The 15919-nt window shown below is 60.0% G+C and carries 19 protein-coding genes; 6 read left to right on the top strand and 13 right to left on the bottom strand.

Annotated features, from left to right (window positions below):
- Positions 1–110: 110 nt before the first annotated feature.
- The 11 genes from rnhA to coxB all read right to left on the bottom strand — a co-directional run bounded on the left by rnhA (position 111) and on the right by coxB (position 9766).
- Positions 111–551 (bottom strand): ribonuclease HI, encoded by a 441-nt coding sequence (gene rnhA / locus QE453_RS12815; RefSeq protein WP_004440380.1) that lies wholly within the window; start codon positions 549–551, stop codon positions 111–113.
- On the bottom strand, positions 548–1516 hold the full coding sequence (locus tag QE453_RS12810) for a homoserine kinase (protein WP_309777189.1): 969 nt from the start codon (positions 1514–1516) through the stop codon (positions 548–550). The genes rnhA and QE453_RS12810 overlap by 4 nt, the downstream gene beginning before the upstream one ends.
- An 81-nt stretch (positions 1517–1597) precedes the next feature.
- Positions 1598–2644 carry a 4-hydroxy-3-methylbut-2-enyl diphosphate reductase gene (gene ispH, locus QE453_RS12805; protein ID WP_004440375.1) on the bottom strand — a complete coding sequence of 349 codons (1047 nt, stop codon included), beginning with the start codon at positions 2642–2644 and terminating at the stop codon, positions 1598–1600.
- A gap of 62 nt (positions 2645–2706) precedes the next feature.
- Positions 2707–3441, bottom strand: coding sequence for an SURF1 family protein (locus QE453_RS12800; RefSeq protein WP_037090935.1), 735 nt, complete (start codon positions 3439–3441; stop codon positions 2707–2709).
- 10 nt (positions 3442–3451) lie between these two features.
- Complete coding sequence (locus QE453_RS12795) at positions 3452–3838, bottom strand: DUF983 domain-containing protein (RefSeq protein ID WP_004440372.1); 387 nt, start codon at positions 3836–3838, stop codon at positions 3452–3454.
- A 277-nt stretch (positions 3839–4115) separates the two neighbouring features.
- Positions 4116–4991, bottom strand: coding sequence for a cytochrome c oxidase subunit 3 (locus QE453_RS12790; protein ID WP_004440371.1), 876 nt, complete (start codon positions 4989–4991; stop codon positions 4116–4118).
- Between the two features lie 59 nt (positions 4992–5050).
- Positions 5051–5668 carry a cytochrome c oxidase assembly protein gene (locus QE453_RS12785; RefSeq protein ID WP_004440369.1) on the bottom strand — a complete coding sequence of 206 codons (618 nt, stop codon included), beginning with the start codon at positions 5666–5668 and terminating at the stop codon, positions 5051–5053.
- Positions 5669–5697: 29 nt separating this feature from the next.
- The gene (locus QE453_RS12780; RefSeq protein WP_003521105.1) at positions 5698–5829 is read right to left on the bottom strand and encodes a hypothetical protein; all 132 of its coding nucleotides are present in this window, start codon (positions 5827–5829) and stop codon (positions 5698–5700) included.
- Complete coding sequence (locus QE453_RS12775) at positions 5829–6782, bottom strand: heme o synthase (protein ID WP_309777187.1); 954 nt, start codon at positions 6780–6782, stop codon at positions 5829–5831. Before QE453_RS12775 ends, QE453_RS12780 begins: the two co-directional genes overlap by 1 nt.
- A 388-nt stretch (positions 6783–7170) precedes the next feature.
- On the bottom strand, positions 7171–8886 hold the full coding sequence (gene ctaD, locus QE453_RS12770; protein ID WP_004440364.1) for a cytochrome c oxidase subunit I: 1716 nt from the start codon (positions 8884–8886) through the stop codon (positions 7171–7173).
- A 16-nt stretch (positions 8887–8902) separates the two neighbouring features.
- Positions 8903–9766: a cytochrome c oxidase subunit II gene (coxB, locus tag QE453_RS12765; RefSeq protein WP_034496285.1), complete on the bottom strand. Its 864-nt coding sequence runs from the start codon at positions 9764–9766 to the stop codon at positions 8903–8905.
- A 431-nt stretch (positions 9767–10197) separates the two neighbouring features.
- Here coxB and QE453_RS12760 point away from each other — a divergent pair, with 431 nt between their 5' ends.
- The 5 genes from QE453_RS12760 (at position 10198) to QE453_RS12740 (ending at position 14116) form a co-directional block, all read left to right on the top strand.
- Entirely contained in the window at positions 10198–10722 is a 525-nt protein-coding gene (locus QE453_RS12760; protein WP_022555736.1) for an invasion associated locus B family protein, read from the top strand.
- A gap of 80 nt (positions 10723–10802) precedes the next feature.
- A complete protein-coding gene (gene tldD / locus QE453_RS12755) occupies positions 10803–12218 on the top strand; it encodes a metalloprotease TldD (RefSeq protein WP_077986710.1) in 1416 nt (471 codons plus the stop codon).
- Positions 12219–12492: 274 nt separating this feature from the next.
- On the top strand, positions 12493–12930 hold the full coding sequence (locus QE453_RS12750) for a VOC family protein (protein WP_006699875.1): 438 nt from the start codon (positions 12493–12495) through the stop codon (positions 12928–12930).
- Between the two features lie 3 nt (positions 12931–12933).
- Positions 12934–13599, top strand: a complete 666-nt coding sequence (locus QE453_RS12745; protein WP_077986709.1) for an HAD family phosphatase — start codon at positions 12934–12936, stop codon at positions 13597–13599.
- A gap of 139 nt (positions 13600–13738) precedes the next feature.
- Positions 13739–14116: a hypothetical protein gene (locus QE453_RS12740; protein ID WP_045532589.1), complete on the top strand. Its 378-nt coding sequence runs from the start codon at positions 13739–13741 to the stop codon at positions 14114–14116.
- 50 nt (positions 14117–14166) lie between these two features.
- Here QE453_RS12740 and QE453_RS12735 read toward each other — a convergent pair whose 3' ends face one another.
- Complete coding sequence (locus tag QE453_RS12735; protein WP_006699878.1) at positions 14167–14472, bottom strand: MazG nucleotide pyrophosphohydrolase domain-containing protein; 306 nt, start codon at positions 14470–14472, stop codon at positions 14167–14169.
- Positions 14473–14641: 169 nt separating this feature from the next.
- Complete coding sequence (gene pdxH / locus QE453_RS12730) at positions 14642–15262, bottom strand: pyridoxamine 5'-phosphate oxidase (RefSeq protein ID WP_309777184.1); 621 nt, start codon at positions 15260–15262, stop codon at positions 14642–14644.
- A 56-nt stretch (positions 15263–15318) separates the two neighbouring features.
- Here pdxH and QE453_RS12725 point away from each other — a divergent pair, with 56 nt between their 5' ends.
- The gene (locus QE453_RS12725; protein WP_004440354.1) at positions 15319–15768 is read left to right on the top strand and encodes an RT0821/Lpp0805 family surface protein; all 450 of its coding nucleotides are present in this window, start codon (positions 15319–15321) and stop codon (positions 15766–15768) included.
- Positions 15769–15919 lie beyond the last annotated feature (151 nt).

Here is a 15919-nt window from a genome sequence, read left to right as displayed (position 1 = left end):
CCACCGGAGCACCCCTTGACGACAAGATAGGTCGGGTTTCGGTTTTCACAACCCCGGATGGGGGCGTGCCGGCTCGGATTTTGTCCGGCGCAAAATACAGCAGTCTTGCATTACCGCCGTTTGAAAGGCTCCATGCCTTTTCGCGCCAATTCATCGGCGCGCTCGTTTTCCGGATGGCCGGCATGGCCCTTCACCCAGTGCAAGGTAACCTTGTGGCGCTCGCGCGCCACTTCCAATGCCTGCCACAGCTCGACATTCTTGACCGGCTTGTTATCGGCTGTCTTCCAGCCCTTCTTTTTCCAGCCAAAAATCCACTTGGTGATGCCGTCCTTCACATAGGCGCTGTCGGTGTAAAGATCGACTTCGCAGGGGGCCTTGAGCGCATTGAGCGCGGAAATCGCCGCCATCAGTTCCATGCGGTTGTTGGTGGTCTCGGCCTCGCCGCCGCAGAGTTCCTTCTCCACCTCGCCGTAACGCAGCACCGCACCCCAGCCTCCCGGACCCGGATTGCCGGAGCAGGCGCCATCGGTGAAAATATCGACATGCTTCATTCGCCGGCCAGCCCGTATTCGGCGACAGTGGCGATGGAACGGTGGAACCGCAGCTTGCGCAGATATTCCAGCGGGTCTTTTTTCACCACCAGCGCGCCCTCCGGCGTTGTCAGCCAGTCGTAAAGCCGTGTCAGGAAGAAGCGCAGAGCCGAACCGCGCGCCAGAAGCGGCAGGGCTTCCAGCTCCGCTTCACTGAGCGGCCGCACGGACTGGTAACCTTCCAGCAACGCCTTGCCCTTGGTGACGTTGTAAGCGCCATCCTTTTCAAAGCACCAGGCATTGAGGCAGATCGACACATCATAAGCGAGCAGGTCGTTGCAGGCGAAGTAAAAGTCGATCAGACCGGAGAGTTCGTCGCCGAGGAAGAAAACATTGTCCTGAAACAGATCCGCATGGATGACACCGGCCGGCAGGTCCTTCGGCCAATGCGCCGCGAGATAATCGATCTCGGGGCGAATCTCGTTCTTCAGCCCCTTCTCCACCTCGTCCGCGCGGTCTTCGGATTTCTCCCACAGCACCTTCCAGCCCTCGACGGAGAGCGCGTTCGGCCGCTTGATCTCGAAACCTTCGCCCGCCAGATGCATGGCGGCCAGCGCCTTGCCGACTTCGCGGCAATGTTTCGCCTCCGGCTTTCTCAGCCACATTCCTTCAAGGAAGGAGATAAGCGCGGCGGGACGGCCCGACAGCTCTCCCAGCAACTCGCCATCCTTGCGCGGTAGTGGTAAGGGGCAGGACAGGCCTTTGGCGGCCAGATGCTGCATGAGGCCGAGGAAGAAAGGCAGATCGGATTTTTCCACACGCTTTTCATAAAGCGTCAGGATCAGCGGGTCCTTGGTGGTATGCAGCAGGAAATTGGAGTTTTCGACGCCTTCGGCAATGCCCTTGTAGGAAGTGAGGCTGCCGACGTCGTACTGCGTGAGGAAATTCCTCAGATCATCTTCGGTGATATCAGTATAAACTGCCAATTTTAAATCTCTTGGTGAAGGATGGAGTGGAAATCCGGCAGAGCGGCGCGGGGCGAATACCACCCTTCCCGCTAAACCACGTCAAGCGCCGGCTGCAGCCTTGGGCGGCAGCGCGTTGCTGGCATTGCCGTTGACGAAAGCCATATCATCCGTCGTCAGCTCGATGCTGCGCAACTCGCGATTGACGAGGAAATGTTCCGTTTCCTCAACCGTCACGGCAAGATCGAGCGTGGTGTCGAAACGCGCCTTGAAGGCTTCGATGATTTCATCGACGATGACTTCAGGAGCGGATGCGCCGGCCGAGAGACCGACGGTGCGGATATCGCCGATTTCATTCCAGTCGATTTCGGAGGCCCGCTGCACCAGGACAGAGCGCTTCGCACCCGCACGCAGGGCCACTTCCACCAGCCGCTTGGAATTGGAGGAATTGGGGGCGCCGACGACGATGAACAGGTCGCAGCCGGGCGCTGCCTGTTTCACCGCATCCTGACGGTTGGTGGTCGCGTAACAGATGCTGTCGGCGGCGGGCGCCTGAATGGCCGGGAAGCGTTCCTGCAGCCTGGCGATCACGCCTGCCGTGTCATCGACCGACAGGGTCGTCTGGGTGACAAAGCCGAGATTTTCGCGGTCCAGCGGCTCATAACGGTCGGCATCCTCCACCGTTTCGATGAGCGAGACGGTGCCTTCGGGAAGCTGGCCCATGGTGCCGATGACCTCTGGATGACCGGCATGGCCGATCAGCACCACATGGCGGCCGAGGCGCTGGTGGCGCATGGCCTGCTTGTGGACCTTGGAGACCAACGGGCAAGTGGCATCGAGATAAAACAGGTTGCGCGCCTGCGCATCCTCAGGCACGGATTTAGGAACGCCATGCGCCGAGAAAACCACCGGCTGCTCGCGATGTTCGGCCGGAATTTCATGCAGTTCCTCGACGAAGACCGCACCCTTGGCTTCCAGCCCTTCCACCACATAGCGGTTATGGACGATTTCGTGGCGAACATAAACGGGCGCGCCATAGGCCTTCAGCGCCAGCACGACGATCTGGATCGCCCGGTCCACGCCCGCGCAAAAACCACGCGGTCCGCACAGCCTTATCGTCAAAGGGGGTTTGGAAACGGCGATGTTCATTCCAGCTCCTTAGGCGTGCTCCGTGCCCTGCCGATGGCCAGCCCTGCCGGGCGGCAGGCGCACTATTCATCGCGCGCCTTGTGGTTCCGGAAATAGGCAAAACCGGCGACGATGACAAGGGCTGCAGCCAGACCATACCACGTTATCGCATATTGCAGGTGATTATTGGGCAAATCTATCAGCGTGACCCCGCCCTGCGGCCAGCCGCCGGGATTGGGGGCGGCATCGGCATCCACGAAAAGCTTGACCAGCCGGTCCGGCGGAATATCCGCACTGGAGGCCATGGCCGCCAGATCCTTCCAGTAGAATATGTTCTTGGCGATATCGTTGTCCGGCAGCAGCGAGGAAGGCTTGGCGACAAGCGGCGCACGCGCCAGCCCTGTAATCGTCACCTCGCCCGTCACCTGCCCCTCGGATCGCTTGGCAGGATCCTTCATCTCGAAGGGCACAAAACCGCGATTGACGAAGAGGACGCGGCCATCGGCAAGCGTCAGCGGCGTATAGATGTAATAGCCGGTTCTGCCCTGGTGGGTGGCGAAGAAATGCCGCTCGCGGGCGTGATCGAAGGTACCGGACAGACTGACCTTGCGATACTCGATATCGCCACCGCTTTTGGCAATCGCCTCTATTTCGGCAACCGTGGCGGGGGCAGCGTTTCGCCGTTCTTCTATATCGGCGAGAAGCGCCTCTTTCCAGTAAAGCCGCTTTACCTGCCAGGTGCCGAGCCCGAGAAGAATGGCAAGCGCCAGCAGAACCAGCGGCGCAGCGAACCAGACCCGCCTTTCCGCCGCCTTCATGTGGGACACTTCATTCACGGTCAAGCCTGCCTTCGCTTGCATTGTTGCGGTATTGCAGCGCGATCATGATGCCCTTCAGCTTGCGCAGCAGCACGAGGGAGACAATCACCGTGAATGGCAACCACAAGATGACATGCACCCAGACGGGCGGCGCAAAATGCTGATCGAACCAGAGCGCCAGCCCGACAACCAGAAAACCGACGATCAGCATGACGAAAACCGCCGGGCCATCACCCGCATCGGCAAAACCGTAATCCAGTCCGCATGCGCTGCAGGCGGGTTTTACCGTCAGAAAACCATCGAAAAGGCGCCCGTTGCCGCAGCGAGGGCAGCAGCCCTTCAAGCCCACCTTGATCGGGTCGACCGGGGCGAACTTGCTGCCTGATGGCTCTGACATGGTGAAACCTCCCGCAAAGTCGGCCAAAGTCCGAGGGTGACGTCGATCTCTTGGAAACCTGCCTCAAACCCGGGCACTTGTTTCTTGCTCGATCGCGTCGCGTCTTCTTCTCCCGCCGGGGAGAAGGTAGCCCGAAGGGTCGATGAGAGGGCAAGCTCTCCGGATATCTCTACCGGAGCCCTCCCATCCCGCTGCCGCGGACTTCTCCCCGGCGGGGAGAAGAAACGATTGCACCCGCTCGCTCCACCGGATGCCTTGCTTCGGCCCCTTGGCCCTATCAGCCGTGAATTGGCGCGCCCCAGCCACCCCAGATATAGATGGCGAAGAACAGGAACAGCCAGACGACGTCAACGAAGTGCCAGTACCAGGCAGCAGCTTCGAAACCGAAATGCTGCGTGGGCGTGAACCCGCCGGCAATGGCGCGGAACAGGCAGACCAGCAGGAACACCGTGCCCACGAAGACGTGGAAACCGTGGAAACCGGTGGCCATGAAGAAGGTCGCGCCGTAGATCGAATTCTTGAAGTCGAACGGGGCGTGCATGTATTCGTAGACCTGCACGGTGGAGAACAGCACGCCAAGCGCAACGGTGAGCACCAGACCCGATATCAGGCCCTTGCGGTCATTGTGCAGCAGAGCATGATGCGCCCAGGTGACACAGGTGCCCGACAGCAGCAGGATGACGGTGTTGTAGAGCGGCAGATGCCATGGATCGATGACTTCGATGCCCTTGGGCGGCCATTGTCCGCCGGTATATTCGAGACGCGACGCCTGAATAGCTTCGTGGGGGAAGAGGCTGGCATCGAAATATGCCCAGAACCATGCGACGAAGAACATCACCTCTGAGGCGATGAACATGATCATGCCGTAACGCAGATGCAGCGAAACGACGCGGGTGTGATTGCCCTCGCGGCCTTCCTTGATCGTATCCGCCCACCACGCATACATGGTGTAGAGCACGATGACGAGACCGATATAGAACAGCCAGGGATTGGCGAGTTCCGCGCCGAACAGCTTGAAGGAGCCGCCCGACAGGTAACGCATGTAACAAACGCCACCGAAAGTCAGGATGAAAGCGCCGATCGAGGCCAGAAGCGGCCAGGGGCTTGGATCGATAATGTGGTAATCGTGGTTCTTCTGATGCGTATCTGCCATTGCGACAATCCCCTGGTGTCTCTTCCCTGATCCGGCCTCGGCAAAGGCCGGATCTCCTCTCACAATTTGCTTTCGCCAGATTCGGTTTTTACCGGCAAGGACGCAACCGGTTTTTCGGTTTTGGCCGGATAAAACGTATAGGACAGCGTTAAAGTATGAATGCTCTTGGTCTCACGCGCCGTGGCGATGTCAGGATCGACGAAGAACACCACCGGCATTTCCAGCGTTTCGCCGGGCTGCAGCGTCGTTTCGGTGAAGCAGAAGCACTCCACCTTGTTGAAATAGGCGCCGGCTTCCATGGGCGTGACGTTGAAGACCGCCGTCCCCGTGGTCGCCACCGGTGAACGGTTCGTCGCCTTGAAGGTCACCTGCACCGTTTCGCCGATCTTCGGCGTGACCTTCCTGTCGACCGGCTGGAAATCCCAGTTGAGGCCGTTCGACGTATTGGCGTCAAAGGTGACATTGATGGTCTTGTCGAGGATCACATCGGAATATTGCTCGACGCGCTGGGTCGTGCCGTTGTAACCGGTGACACGGCAGAACAACGTATAAAGCGGCACGGCGGCGTAGGCCATGCCGATCATGGCGCAGAAAAACACCAGACAGAGCACGAGGATGGAGCGATTGCTCACCCGTTGCCGCTCGGTCCCCGTTGTCTGCGCTTCCATATTCGCCATATCCTCCTCCTTCCCCCTCGATCAGCCCGTCAGTGCGAACCGATCTTGATGATGGTGATGATGTAGAATAGCACCACCAGACCGGCGAGCAGGACGCCGAGCGCAATATTGCGCCCGCGTCTCGATTTTTTCTGCGCCGCGCTCAGTTCCACCGTTTCCATCACAGGACTCCCGACATGACGGCCTTCAGGGCCGGCGCGAAATGATCGGCCAGAAGGCCGGAGAAAATCGCAAAAAGGTAAAGCACCGAATAAGCGAACATTTTCTTGGCCGGCAACATCTTTTCGTCACCCTCCGGCATGCGCCGGACATCGAGCGAACAGTATACGAAGATGGCGCTCAGCACTGCCGCGAAAATACCGTAACCGGCGCTTGCCACACCAGTGAAATAAGGCGCGACGGCTGCGGCTGCGGTCAACACCGCATAACAGATCATCTGGTTCTTGGTGGAGCGCTCGCCAGCAACATTCGGCATCATCGGAATGCCAACGGCGCCATAATCACGCATCTTGAACAGGGCCAGCGCCCAGAAATGCGCAGGCGTCCACAGGAAGATGATGAGGAACAGGATGATGCTGTCCAGCGAAACGCCGCCGGTGACGCAGGCCCAGCCAAGCATGGGCGGGAAAGCGCCTGCCGCGCCGCCGATCACGATGTTCTGCGGCGTCGAGCGTTTCAGCCACATCGTATAGATGACAGCATAAAAGAAGATGGTGAAGGCCAGAAGACCGGCCGAGAACCAGTTGATCGCAAGGCCGAGAATGACTACCGAGAAGGCCGACAGCGTCAGGCCAAAGGCCAGCGCCTCGCGCGGGGTGATACGGCCGGACGGGATCGGTCGCCTGGCGGTGCGGCTCATGACGGCATCAATATCGGCATCGTACCACATGTTGAGCGCACCGGACGCGCCCGCGCCGACGGCGATGCAGAGAATAGCGATGATGCCGAGTATCGGGTTGATTTCACCCGGCGCCAGCACGAGGCCCGCAAAGGCCGTGAAGACCACGAGCGACATGACGCGCGGTTTCAGCAATTCGAAATAATCGCGCGCGCCGGCTTCCGAGAGTTCGGAGCTTTCCGCGCCCAGCATTTCGCGATTGTCGATAACGGTCATTTCCTGTCCTGCTTCCTTCGAATGCCGCCTGTCGCGACATTCCCTGCATCGGCCGGAAACACGAGTGAGAGTTCCGGAATGCGCGATGCGTCGATCCATGGGTCCCGAACGTCACAGCCTGACCGGCAGCCGGTTAAGCCGATGCCATCTGCCCGGCCTTACGCCGTGTCCTGCCGCCATTCGTCTGCGCTTGCCATTCATAAAGGCCAAAACTGGCATTTATCATATCCCGGCGCATGTATCACGCTGGAAGGCAAGCATCGCTTGGACAAAATGTCACGCGGCAGTAAAGGTAGCCCGTTCGGGAAAACGGCACGGGCCTGACCGTGCCGCCCTCTTTCTCAGCGCTCGGGACCCGCGAGCCTTACCGCGCGTCCCGATCCGTGCATCAGCGAATGCGCGGAAGCTGTTCCCACTGGTGGTACGGCGGCGGGGAAGACAGCTGCCATTCGAGCGTCGTCGCGCCTTCACCCCAGGGATTGTTGCCGGCGATCCGCTTCTTGGCGAAAGCTTCCCAGACACCGAAAAGGAAGATCAGCACGCCGACGGCCGAAATATAGGACCCGTAGGACGACACCAGGTTCCAGCCGGCATAGGCATCGGGATAATCGATGTAACGGCGCGGCATGCCGGCAAGGCCGAGGAAGTGCTGCGGGAAGAAGATCAGGTTCACACCGACGAACATGACCCAGAAATGCAGTTTTCCGATGAACTCGCTGTACATGTAGCCGGAAATCTTCGGGAACCAGTAATACCAGCCGGCGAAGATCGCAAAGACGGCGCCGAGCGACAGAACGTAGTGGAAATGGGCCACCACGTAATAGGTATCGTGCAGCGAGCGGTCGAGACCGGCATTGGCGAGCTGGACGCCCGTGACGCCACCGACCGTGAACAGGAAGATGAAGCCGATTGCCCAGACCATTGGTGTCGAGAAGGTCAGCGAGCCGCCCCACATCGTCGCGATCCACGAGAAAATCTTGATGCCTGTCGGCACCGCGATGACCATGGTTGCGAAGACGAAGTAGCGTTGTGCTTCCAGCGACAGGCCAACCGTATACATGTGGTGCGCCCAGACGATGAAGCCGACCGCGCCGATCGCGACCATGGCGTAAGCCATGCCGAGATAACCGAAGACGGGCTTCTTCGAGAAGGTGGACACGATGTGGCTGATGATGCCGAAGCCGGGCAGGATCAGGATGTACACTTCCGGATGGCCGAAGAACCAGAACAGGTGCTGATAGAGGATCGGGTCACCGCCGCCTTCCGGCGAGAAAAATGCCGTGCCGAAATTGCGGTCCGTCAGAAGCATGGTGATGCCGCCCGCCAGAACCGGCAGCGAAAGCAGCAGCAGGAACGCAGTGACAAGGACCGACCAGGCGAAGAGCGGCATCTTGTGCAGCGTCATGCCCGGGGCGCGCATGTTGAGGATGGTGGTGATGAAGTTGATCGCACCGAGGATCGACGAAGCGCCCGAAACGTGCAGCGCAAAGATCGCCAGATCCACCGCCGGTCCGGGCATGCCGTTTGTCGACAGAGGCGGATACATGGTCCACCCGCCGCCGACACCATAAGCACCCGCCGGCCCTTCGACGAAGAGCGACAGAATGAGCAGGATGAAGGCCGGAACGATCAGCCAGAAGGAGATGTTGTTCAGGCGCGGGAAAGCCATGTCCGGCGCACCGATCATGATCGGGATCATCCAGTTGGCGAAACCGCCGATCAGCGCCGGCATGACCATGAAGAAGATCATGATCAGGGCGTGTGCGGTGGTGAACACGTTGAACATGTGCTTGCCGCCGTCGATGGCAGCGTCGCCCTCAAAGCCGTAGACCATGGAGGCCAGACCGTGGAAAATCTGGATGCCCGGCTCCTGCAGTTCCATGCGCATGACGACGGAAAGCCCGCCGCCGACGATGCCGGCCATGATCGCAAAGATCAGGTATAGCGTGCCGATGTCCTTATGGTTGGTGGACAGGAACCAGCGGGCGAAGAAGCCCGGCGTATGAGAATGATGTGCATCATGCGAATGGTCGTCATGGGCGTGCCCATCATGTGCGGAATGACCATGCGAGTGATGATCGTCGTGTGCGGAAGGTCCAGCCATTGTCCTCACTCCAGAATCAGTTGGTTTCGTTGGCGGCAACGTCGACGGTGCGCGGAGCGCCATCGACAGAGGCCATCAGCGCCCGGTTCGCGCCGTTCAGGTCAGAACCGGCGGCGGCGAGCCAGGTGTTGTACTGCTGTTCGGAAACCACCCGAATGGCGATGGGCATGAAGGCGTGATCCTTGCCGCAAAGCTCGGAACACTGGCCGTAATAAAGGCCTTCTTTTTCCGCCTTGAACCAGGTTTCGTTCAGGCGGCCCGGAACAGCGTCGATCTTGACGCCGAAAGCCGGCATGGCGAAGGAATGGATCACATCCGTCGGCGCGGCGGTGACGAGCAGGCGAACGGTCTTGCCGACCGGGACAACCATTTCATTGTCTACTGCGAGAAGACGCGGATAGCGGGCCTTGTCCTCCTTGCCGGCGGCGGCGCGATCCTGATCCTTCAGCATGTAGCTGTCGAAGGAGACCGGCTCGGCGCCCTCGGCAGCCGTATATTCGTAACTCCACAGCCACTGCGTGGCGGTCGCCTTCAGCGTCACGTCGGGGTTTTCCGGCTGCGTGAGCTGCGCGTTCAAAAGATTGAACGACGGGAAAGCAAGGAACAGGAGAATGAGAACCGGCGCCAGCGTCCAGACCACTTCGATTGCCGTGTTGTGGCTGGTCTTCGAAGGCACGGGATTGGCCGAGGCGCGGAATTTCAGAACGACGACGATGAGCAGCGCAAGAACGAAAAGCGTAACCGGAACAATGAACCAGAGCGTATATTGTTCGAACCAGCGTATTTCGTGCATGATCGGCGTGGCGGCCTCCTGCATGCCCATTTGCCAATGCACCGGCTGATCGGCGTGGGCGCCGACAGCCGTGAGCAGACAGGTCATCCCCGCCAGTGCTGCGTAAATCCTATTCCTCACGGTACCCTCTCCCTCACGCGCCTGATCCAGATCAATCACAGGCGCAGAATCCATGCTAATGGTAATAACTTCAAACCACAGTTTGCCCTCTGCCGCAATATGCGTCACGCCACGGATGCGCCCCAATTTTGCCATTGATCAATCCGCGCGCGACTTTCCCGCAGCCTGTGCGTCGGCTCGTCTGCCGAAGACGATTTCGAGACGAAAAAATGCGGCAAGCCCCGTCTTCCAGCCGGTTTGATCGCGGGATGACGACCGATGCTGCGAACAAATCCGGCTGCCATCAGGACCGACAGGTCCTATTTCCGCCCAACTCGGCTGGAATTGAAAGCCCGAGGCTTTTTTTTCCGGATTATGGCGTCAAAATAGCCGCACTGATTCGAATCCCAGAGGTATCCATGCGTCTTTCCCCGCTCGCGCGCACTTTTCTTGCCGCCGCCGGTCTTGCCATCATCGCCCCCGCCGCCGCGGCGCTGGCGCAACAGCCGCAGCCCGGAACGCCGAAGTCGACGCATGGCGCATGGTCTGTCATCTGTGACAAGCCGGCGGGCGCTTCGGAAGAACAATGCGCCCTGATGCAGAACGTGATTGCCGACGACCGCCCGGAAGTCGGTCTTTCAGTGGTGGTGCTGAAGACGGCCGACCGCAAGTCGCGCATCCTCCGCATCCTCGCACCGCTGGGCGTGCTTCTGAAGGACGGCATGGAACTCTATATCGACAATAACAATATCGGCCGCGCCTATTTCACCCGTTGCTTCTCCGAAGGCTGCTATGTGGAAGTTGATATTGACGACGAGTTGCTGAAGGTTCTGCGCGCCGGCAAGAACGCTGTTTTTGCACTGCGTGAATCCGTCGATCAGGACCGCGTCGGCATTCCGATCGAACTGACGGGGTTTGCCGAAGGTTACGACGCGCTTCCTTGAAGCCTGCCGTACCGGACAGCCTTGCGTCCGCCCGCTCCAGTGCCTAAATCGGTCATGAACGATAATGACTGGAGCCTCCTATGACCGACGATCTTGTAAAACTCTTCGATTGCGACGAAACGCAATTGCGCAAGCTCGTCGGCGAGGCCCTCGCCGGCGCTGATGATGGCGAGCTTTTCATCGAACATGCGCAGGCCGAGTCGCTGACTTTCGATAATGGCCGGCTCAAGGGCGGTTCCTTCAATACAGACCAGGGTTTCGGCCTGCGGGCGGTCGCCGGCGAGACGGTGGGTTACGCCCATGCGGGCGAGCTTTCGCAAAGCGCGCTGAAACGTGCATCGGATGCGGTCAGCGCAGTGACGAGAGGTTATTCCGGCTCCTATGCCGCCGCACCGCAGCGCACCAACAAGAAGCTCTATGGCGACGAGAACCCCATCGGCAGCCCGAGCTTCGAAGAGAAGGTGAAGCTTCTCACCGATATCGATGCCTATCTGCGTGACAAGAACCCCAATGTCCGGCAGGTGACGGCGACGATTTCCGCAAGCTGGCAGGTGGTTGACATTCTGCGCGCCGATGGCCACCGCGTCAGTGACGTCAGGCCGATGACCCGCATCAACATCTCCGTCGTGGCGGGTGAAGGCGATCGGCAGGAAAGCGGCTCCTATGGCATTGGCGGCCGGGTCGGTTTCGGCGATTTCATTACCACGGAAAACTGGCAGCGCGGCGCCGATGAGGCACTGCGTCAGGCGCTCGTCAACCTCACCGCCATCGATGCGCCGGCCGGCACGATGGATGTGGTGCTCGGCTCCGGCTGGCCGGGTGTGATGCTGCATGAGGCCGTGGGTCACGGTCTGGAAGGCGATTTCAACCGCAAGAAGACGTCCGCATTCGCCGGCCTGATGGGCGAAATGGTCGCCGCGCCCGGCGTGACCGTGGTGGACGACGGCACTATCGACAGCCGCCGCGGCTCGCTGACCGTAGACGATGAAGGCACCCCTTCCGGTTACAACGTGCTGATCGAGAACGGCAAGCTGGTGGGCTACATGCAGGACCGCCAGAACGCCCGGCTGATGGGTGCGACGCCCACCGGCAACGGTCGCCGTCAGGGTTATGCCTATGTGCCGATGCCGCGCATGACCAATACCTACATGCTGTCGGGCGACAAGACGCCGGAAGAGATCATCGCCTCCGTCAAGAAGGGCATCTATGCCGTCTCCTTCGGCGGCGGCCAGGTCGATATCACCTCGGGTAAATTCGTGTTCGGCTGCACCGAGGCCTATCTCATCGAAAACGGCAAGATCGGCGCGCCGGTGAAGGGCGCCATGCTGATCGGCAACGGGCCGGATGCGATGAAGCGCGTCTCGATGATCGGCAATGATTCGAAACTCGATACCGGCATCGGCAATTGCGGCAAGGCCGGGCAATGGGTGCCTGTTGGCGTCGGCCAGCCGCATCTGCGCATGGACCAGATCACCGTGGGCGGCACGAAGGCGTAAATCTCCCGACCCTGCCTGTAACGACTGTTAATGCGTATCTGTAGCGCGGATAAAGTGATGTAACGGTGCATCCCTACACCCGTCATTCCGGCTCAAGGCCGGAATGACGGAAGAAAGAGTTGCAGCCACACTGAGCCTGTCGGCGCCTCGTCAGCCCCTGACCACACACATGGCTGCCATGATGCGGTTTCCTCTGGCATGCCGCCGGGAAGACGTTAAGATCAGCCCCTACCCTAAGGCCACATCCCGATCCGGCCGATGCGCAAAGGAGACCATGACCATCATACGAAATGCCCTCGTTCCTGAACTTGCCGTCAGCGACTGGCAGAAGAGCCGCGCATTTTATTGCGACCTGATCGGTTTTCATGTGGTCTATGAGCGCCCCGAAGAGGGCTTTACCTATCTGGCGCTGGGGGATGCCCAGCTGATGATCGACCAGATTGGCGCGACGCGGACATTCGTGACTGATAATGCCGTGCTCGAATTTCCGTTTGGCCGCGGCATGAACCTGCAGCTTGCCGTCCCCTCGCTGCAACCCATTCTTTCCCGGCTGGAGCGATCCTCCATCGACCTCGTCATGCCGCTGGAAGAAAAATGGTACAGGCGCGGCACGGTCGAAGTGGGCAACCGGCAGTTCATCGTCGCCGATCCCGATGGTTACCTGATCCGTCCGTTCGAGAGCCTTGGCGAACGCCCTTTCCGGTTCGGTTGAGCCATGCTGCCTTTTCTCCCGCGGGCCGTGGTTTTCGACATGGACGGATTGCTGATCGAGAGCGAGCGGCTCTATCGCGATTCATTTCTGGCGGCTTCGGAAGAAGGCGGCCACGGCATGAGGGTGGAGACCTATCAGAAGGTCTGCGGCAGCCCGTGGGACGTCATTACCGGCACCATTTTTGCTGATTATGGCGCGGATTTTCCCATCGACAGTTTCCGAGACGCCTGGCTCCGGCATCTTGGCGTGATGATGGCTGATGGCGTGGCGTTGAAGCCGGGCGTCACCGAGATACTCGACCTTCTCGACAGCCTCGATATCCGCCGCGCCATCGCCACCTCGTCGCGACACGATTCGGTGACGCGCCATCTTGGGCCCCACGATCTTCTCAAACGCTTCGACACAATTGTCGCGCGCGGCGACTATACGGAGCCGAAACCGGCGCCCATGCCCTATCTGACAGCCGCGCGACGACTGTCCCTCGATCCCGGGCGCTGTCTTGCCCTGGAGGATTCCTACTCGGGTGTACGCTCGGCGACATCGGCGGGCATGATGACGATCATGGTGCCTGACGTTGCACCGCCGACCGAGGAAATGCGGGAGAAATGCGTGGCCGTCGCCAGCGACCTGCATATGGTGGCCGCCCTTCTGCAAAAAGCGCAGGCCTGAGTAGAATGAAAATCGGGCTGGGGGCGCGAGACGGCGTCATACGTGCTTCGCGATTTGGCGTCATGATGAAACGCATGTCGGGCTGGGGCGCCGCTACTGGGCAAACGGCTCCGCCGGCGTATCCATAACCGGGGTAATCATGACGCCTGTCGCCGTGTCACTCATAACGCTGATACTGCTGGTTCTGTCCCTGTTCCAGATTGCGCTCGCCGCCGGCGCCCCTTTCGGCCGCCTTGCCTGGGGCGGCGCGCACACGGTATTGCCGGGACGGCAAAGGATAGCCAGCGCAGCGACACCGCTCATTTATGCGCTTTTCGTTTCCTTCCCGCTGCAAAAGGCGGGTTGGGCCGACATCTGGCCGTCTGGCTGGGTTGAACCTGGAATCTGGATCATCGTCTGTTACATGGCGGTGAGCATCGGATTGAACGCAATGTCGAAAAGCCGCCCGGAGCAGCTGGTCATGGCACCTGTGGCTGCCGCTCTTGCGATCCTGTTCTTTGTCATCGCGTTCTCCTAGCGGATCGCGGAGGCGCGACGCAGCAGGATCGAATGGTCCTCGGCAGAGCGTCAGGCTCCCGGCTTGAAGCGCCACTTGCGTTCTATCGCATTTTCGAGATCGAGACCGTTGCGATGCGCCAGCAGCAGCACGTGGCCGAGCAGATCGGCGGTTTCGTCAGCCAGATCACGCTTCATCTCCTCTTCGCTTCTGCCCCTGCTGCGCCCCCGCCCCGTCAGCCGGTTCCAGGCCTGCGTCACCTCGCCCACCTCCTCCTGAAGCTTCAGCATGAACCAGTCGGGATCACGGGCGATCCCGTTTTCATCGGCATATTTCTGCGAGGCCGCCTCGAACTGGCGCATCATGGACAGAAGCATTTGTTCATCCTTTGTTCGTGATATCCAACTCTAATCACGATTCTCCGGCAGCGTCGATTCGAAAGCGCTTTACGGACGGCGGATGGAGCTTCTGCCGGGCCACCCTTGGACCGGCGCTGTTGGATTTGCTGCTTAAACAGGCAGGCGCCAATGGTGCGGCCTGACGCCCTTAGGGGTACATGCGGACCTTGGACCAGGCACCGTCTGGCGTGTCGCGGCGGAATTCGATGCGGTCATGCAGGCGGAACTTGCGGTCATGCCAGAATTCGATGCTGACGGGGCGAATGCGGAAACCGGACCAATGGGACGGGCGCGGAATATCGCCGATCGCATATTTGGCGGTATATTCAGCCACCGCCTTTTCCAGCGCGAAACGGCCTTCCTGCGGCCGTGACTGCTTGGATGCCCAGGCGCCGATGCGGCTGCCACGCGGGCGGGAAGCGTAATAGGCATCCGCCTCCTCGTCGCTCACGATCTCCACCTCGCCGCGCAGGCGCACCTGACGTCGCAGGCTCTTCCAGTGGAAACACATGGCCGCTTTTTTCTGGCCGAGGATCTCCCGGCCCTTCTGGCTTTCGAAATTCGTGTAGAACACGAAGCCTCGGTCATCGACGCCTTTCAGCAGCACCATGCGCACATTCGGCAGGCCATTTTCGTCCACTGTGGCAAGTGCCACCGCGTTCGGATCGTTGATCTCGGAAGCCGTCGCATCCTTCAGCCATTCGGCAAAAAGCGTGAAAGGTTCATTTTCTTCCGTGAAGTCACTGGATGTTAACCCCGTTTCCGACATATTGACTAAAATGCTCCCGAGCTGATTTGGACCCCAGAGATGATCTCTGGTGAAAGATGGTGACCGTCATAGCAAAGTCGAACAGTCGAACAAAGAGCCTCCTTTCGTCGGTAGCGGAAGTTTCCGCCGTCGTGTCGATGCTTGCGGTGCTGAGCGGATGCGTCAGCCTCGATCTGTTCGGCGGCGACAAGGTTGACCGCTCGCTTTCCACCGCCTCCGTGCCGAACCAGCAGAATGGCAGCGCCCAGACCGACGATGTGACCATTCGCAATGCGGTGACATCGGCCGATCTCGCCAAACTTGCCGACCAGCCGCTGCCCTGGGCGAACGCCGCCACCGGCAGCGCCGGCGTCGTGACCGCCATTCACGAAGACAAATCAAGCGGTTTCGTCTGCCGCGATTTCAAGACAACGCGCCACTCCTTCGAAGGGGTGGCAGCTTATTCCGGACAGGCCTGCCTGTCGGAAACCGGCGAATGGTTGATGACCCGCTTCGAGCAGAAATAATCTGTTTACCCTTCCATGGGGAATAGGCGCGGCCCCGGTGCGTCGAACCTGCTCCGTAAAGGAGTGATTAGCAACTTATTGCAACAGTCGACGTTGATTAAACCGAGGGCGTGCAGGCGAATGATCGCGGGCACCCCTTTTCGGAGGGGTT

Origin of the sequence: Agrobacterium sp. SORGH_AS_0440 (assembly GCF_031453135.1) — a bacterium.
GTDB lineage: Bacteria > Pseudomonadota > Alphaproteobacteria > Rhizobiales > Rhizobiaceae > Agrobacterium > Agrobacterium pusense.
Note: the sequence above shows the minus strand (reverse complement) of the source record. Positions and strands in the feature narration are given on the sequence as shown.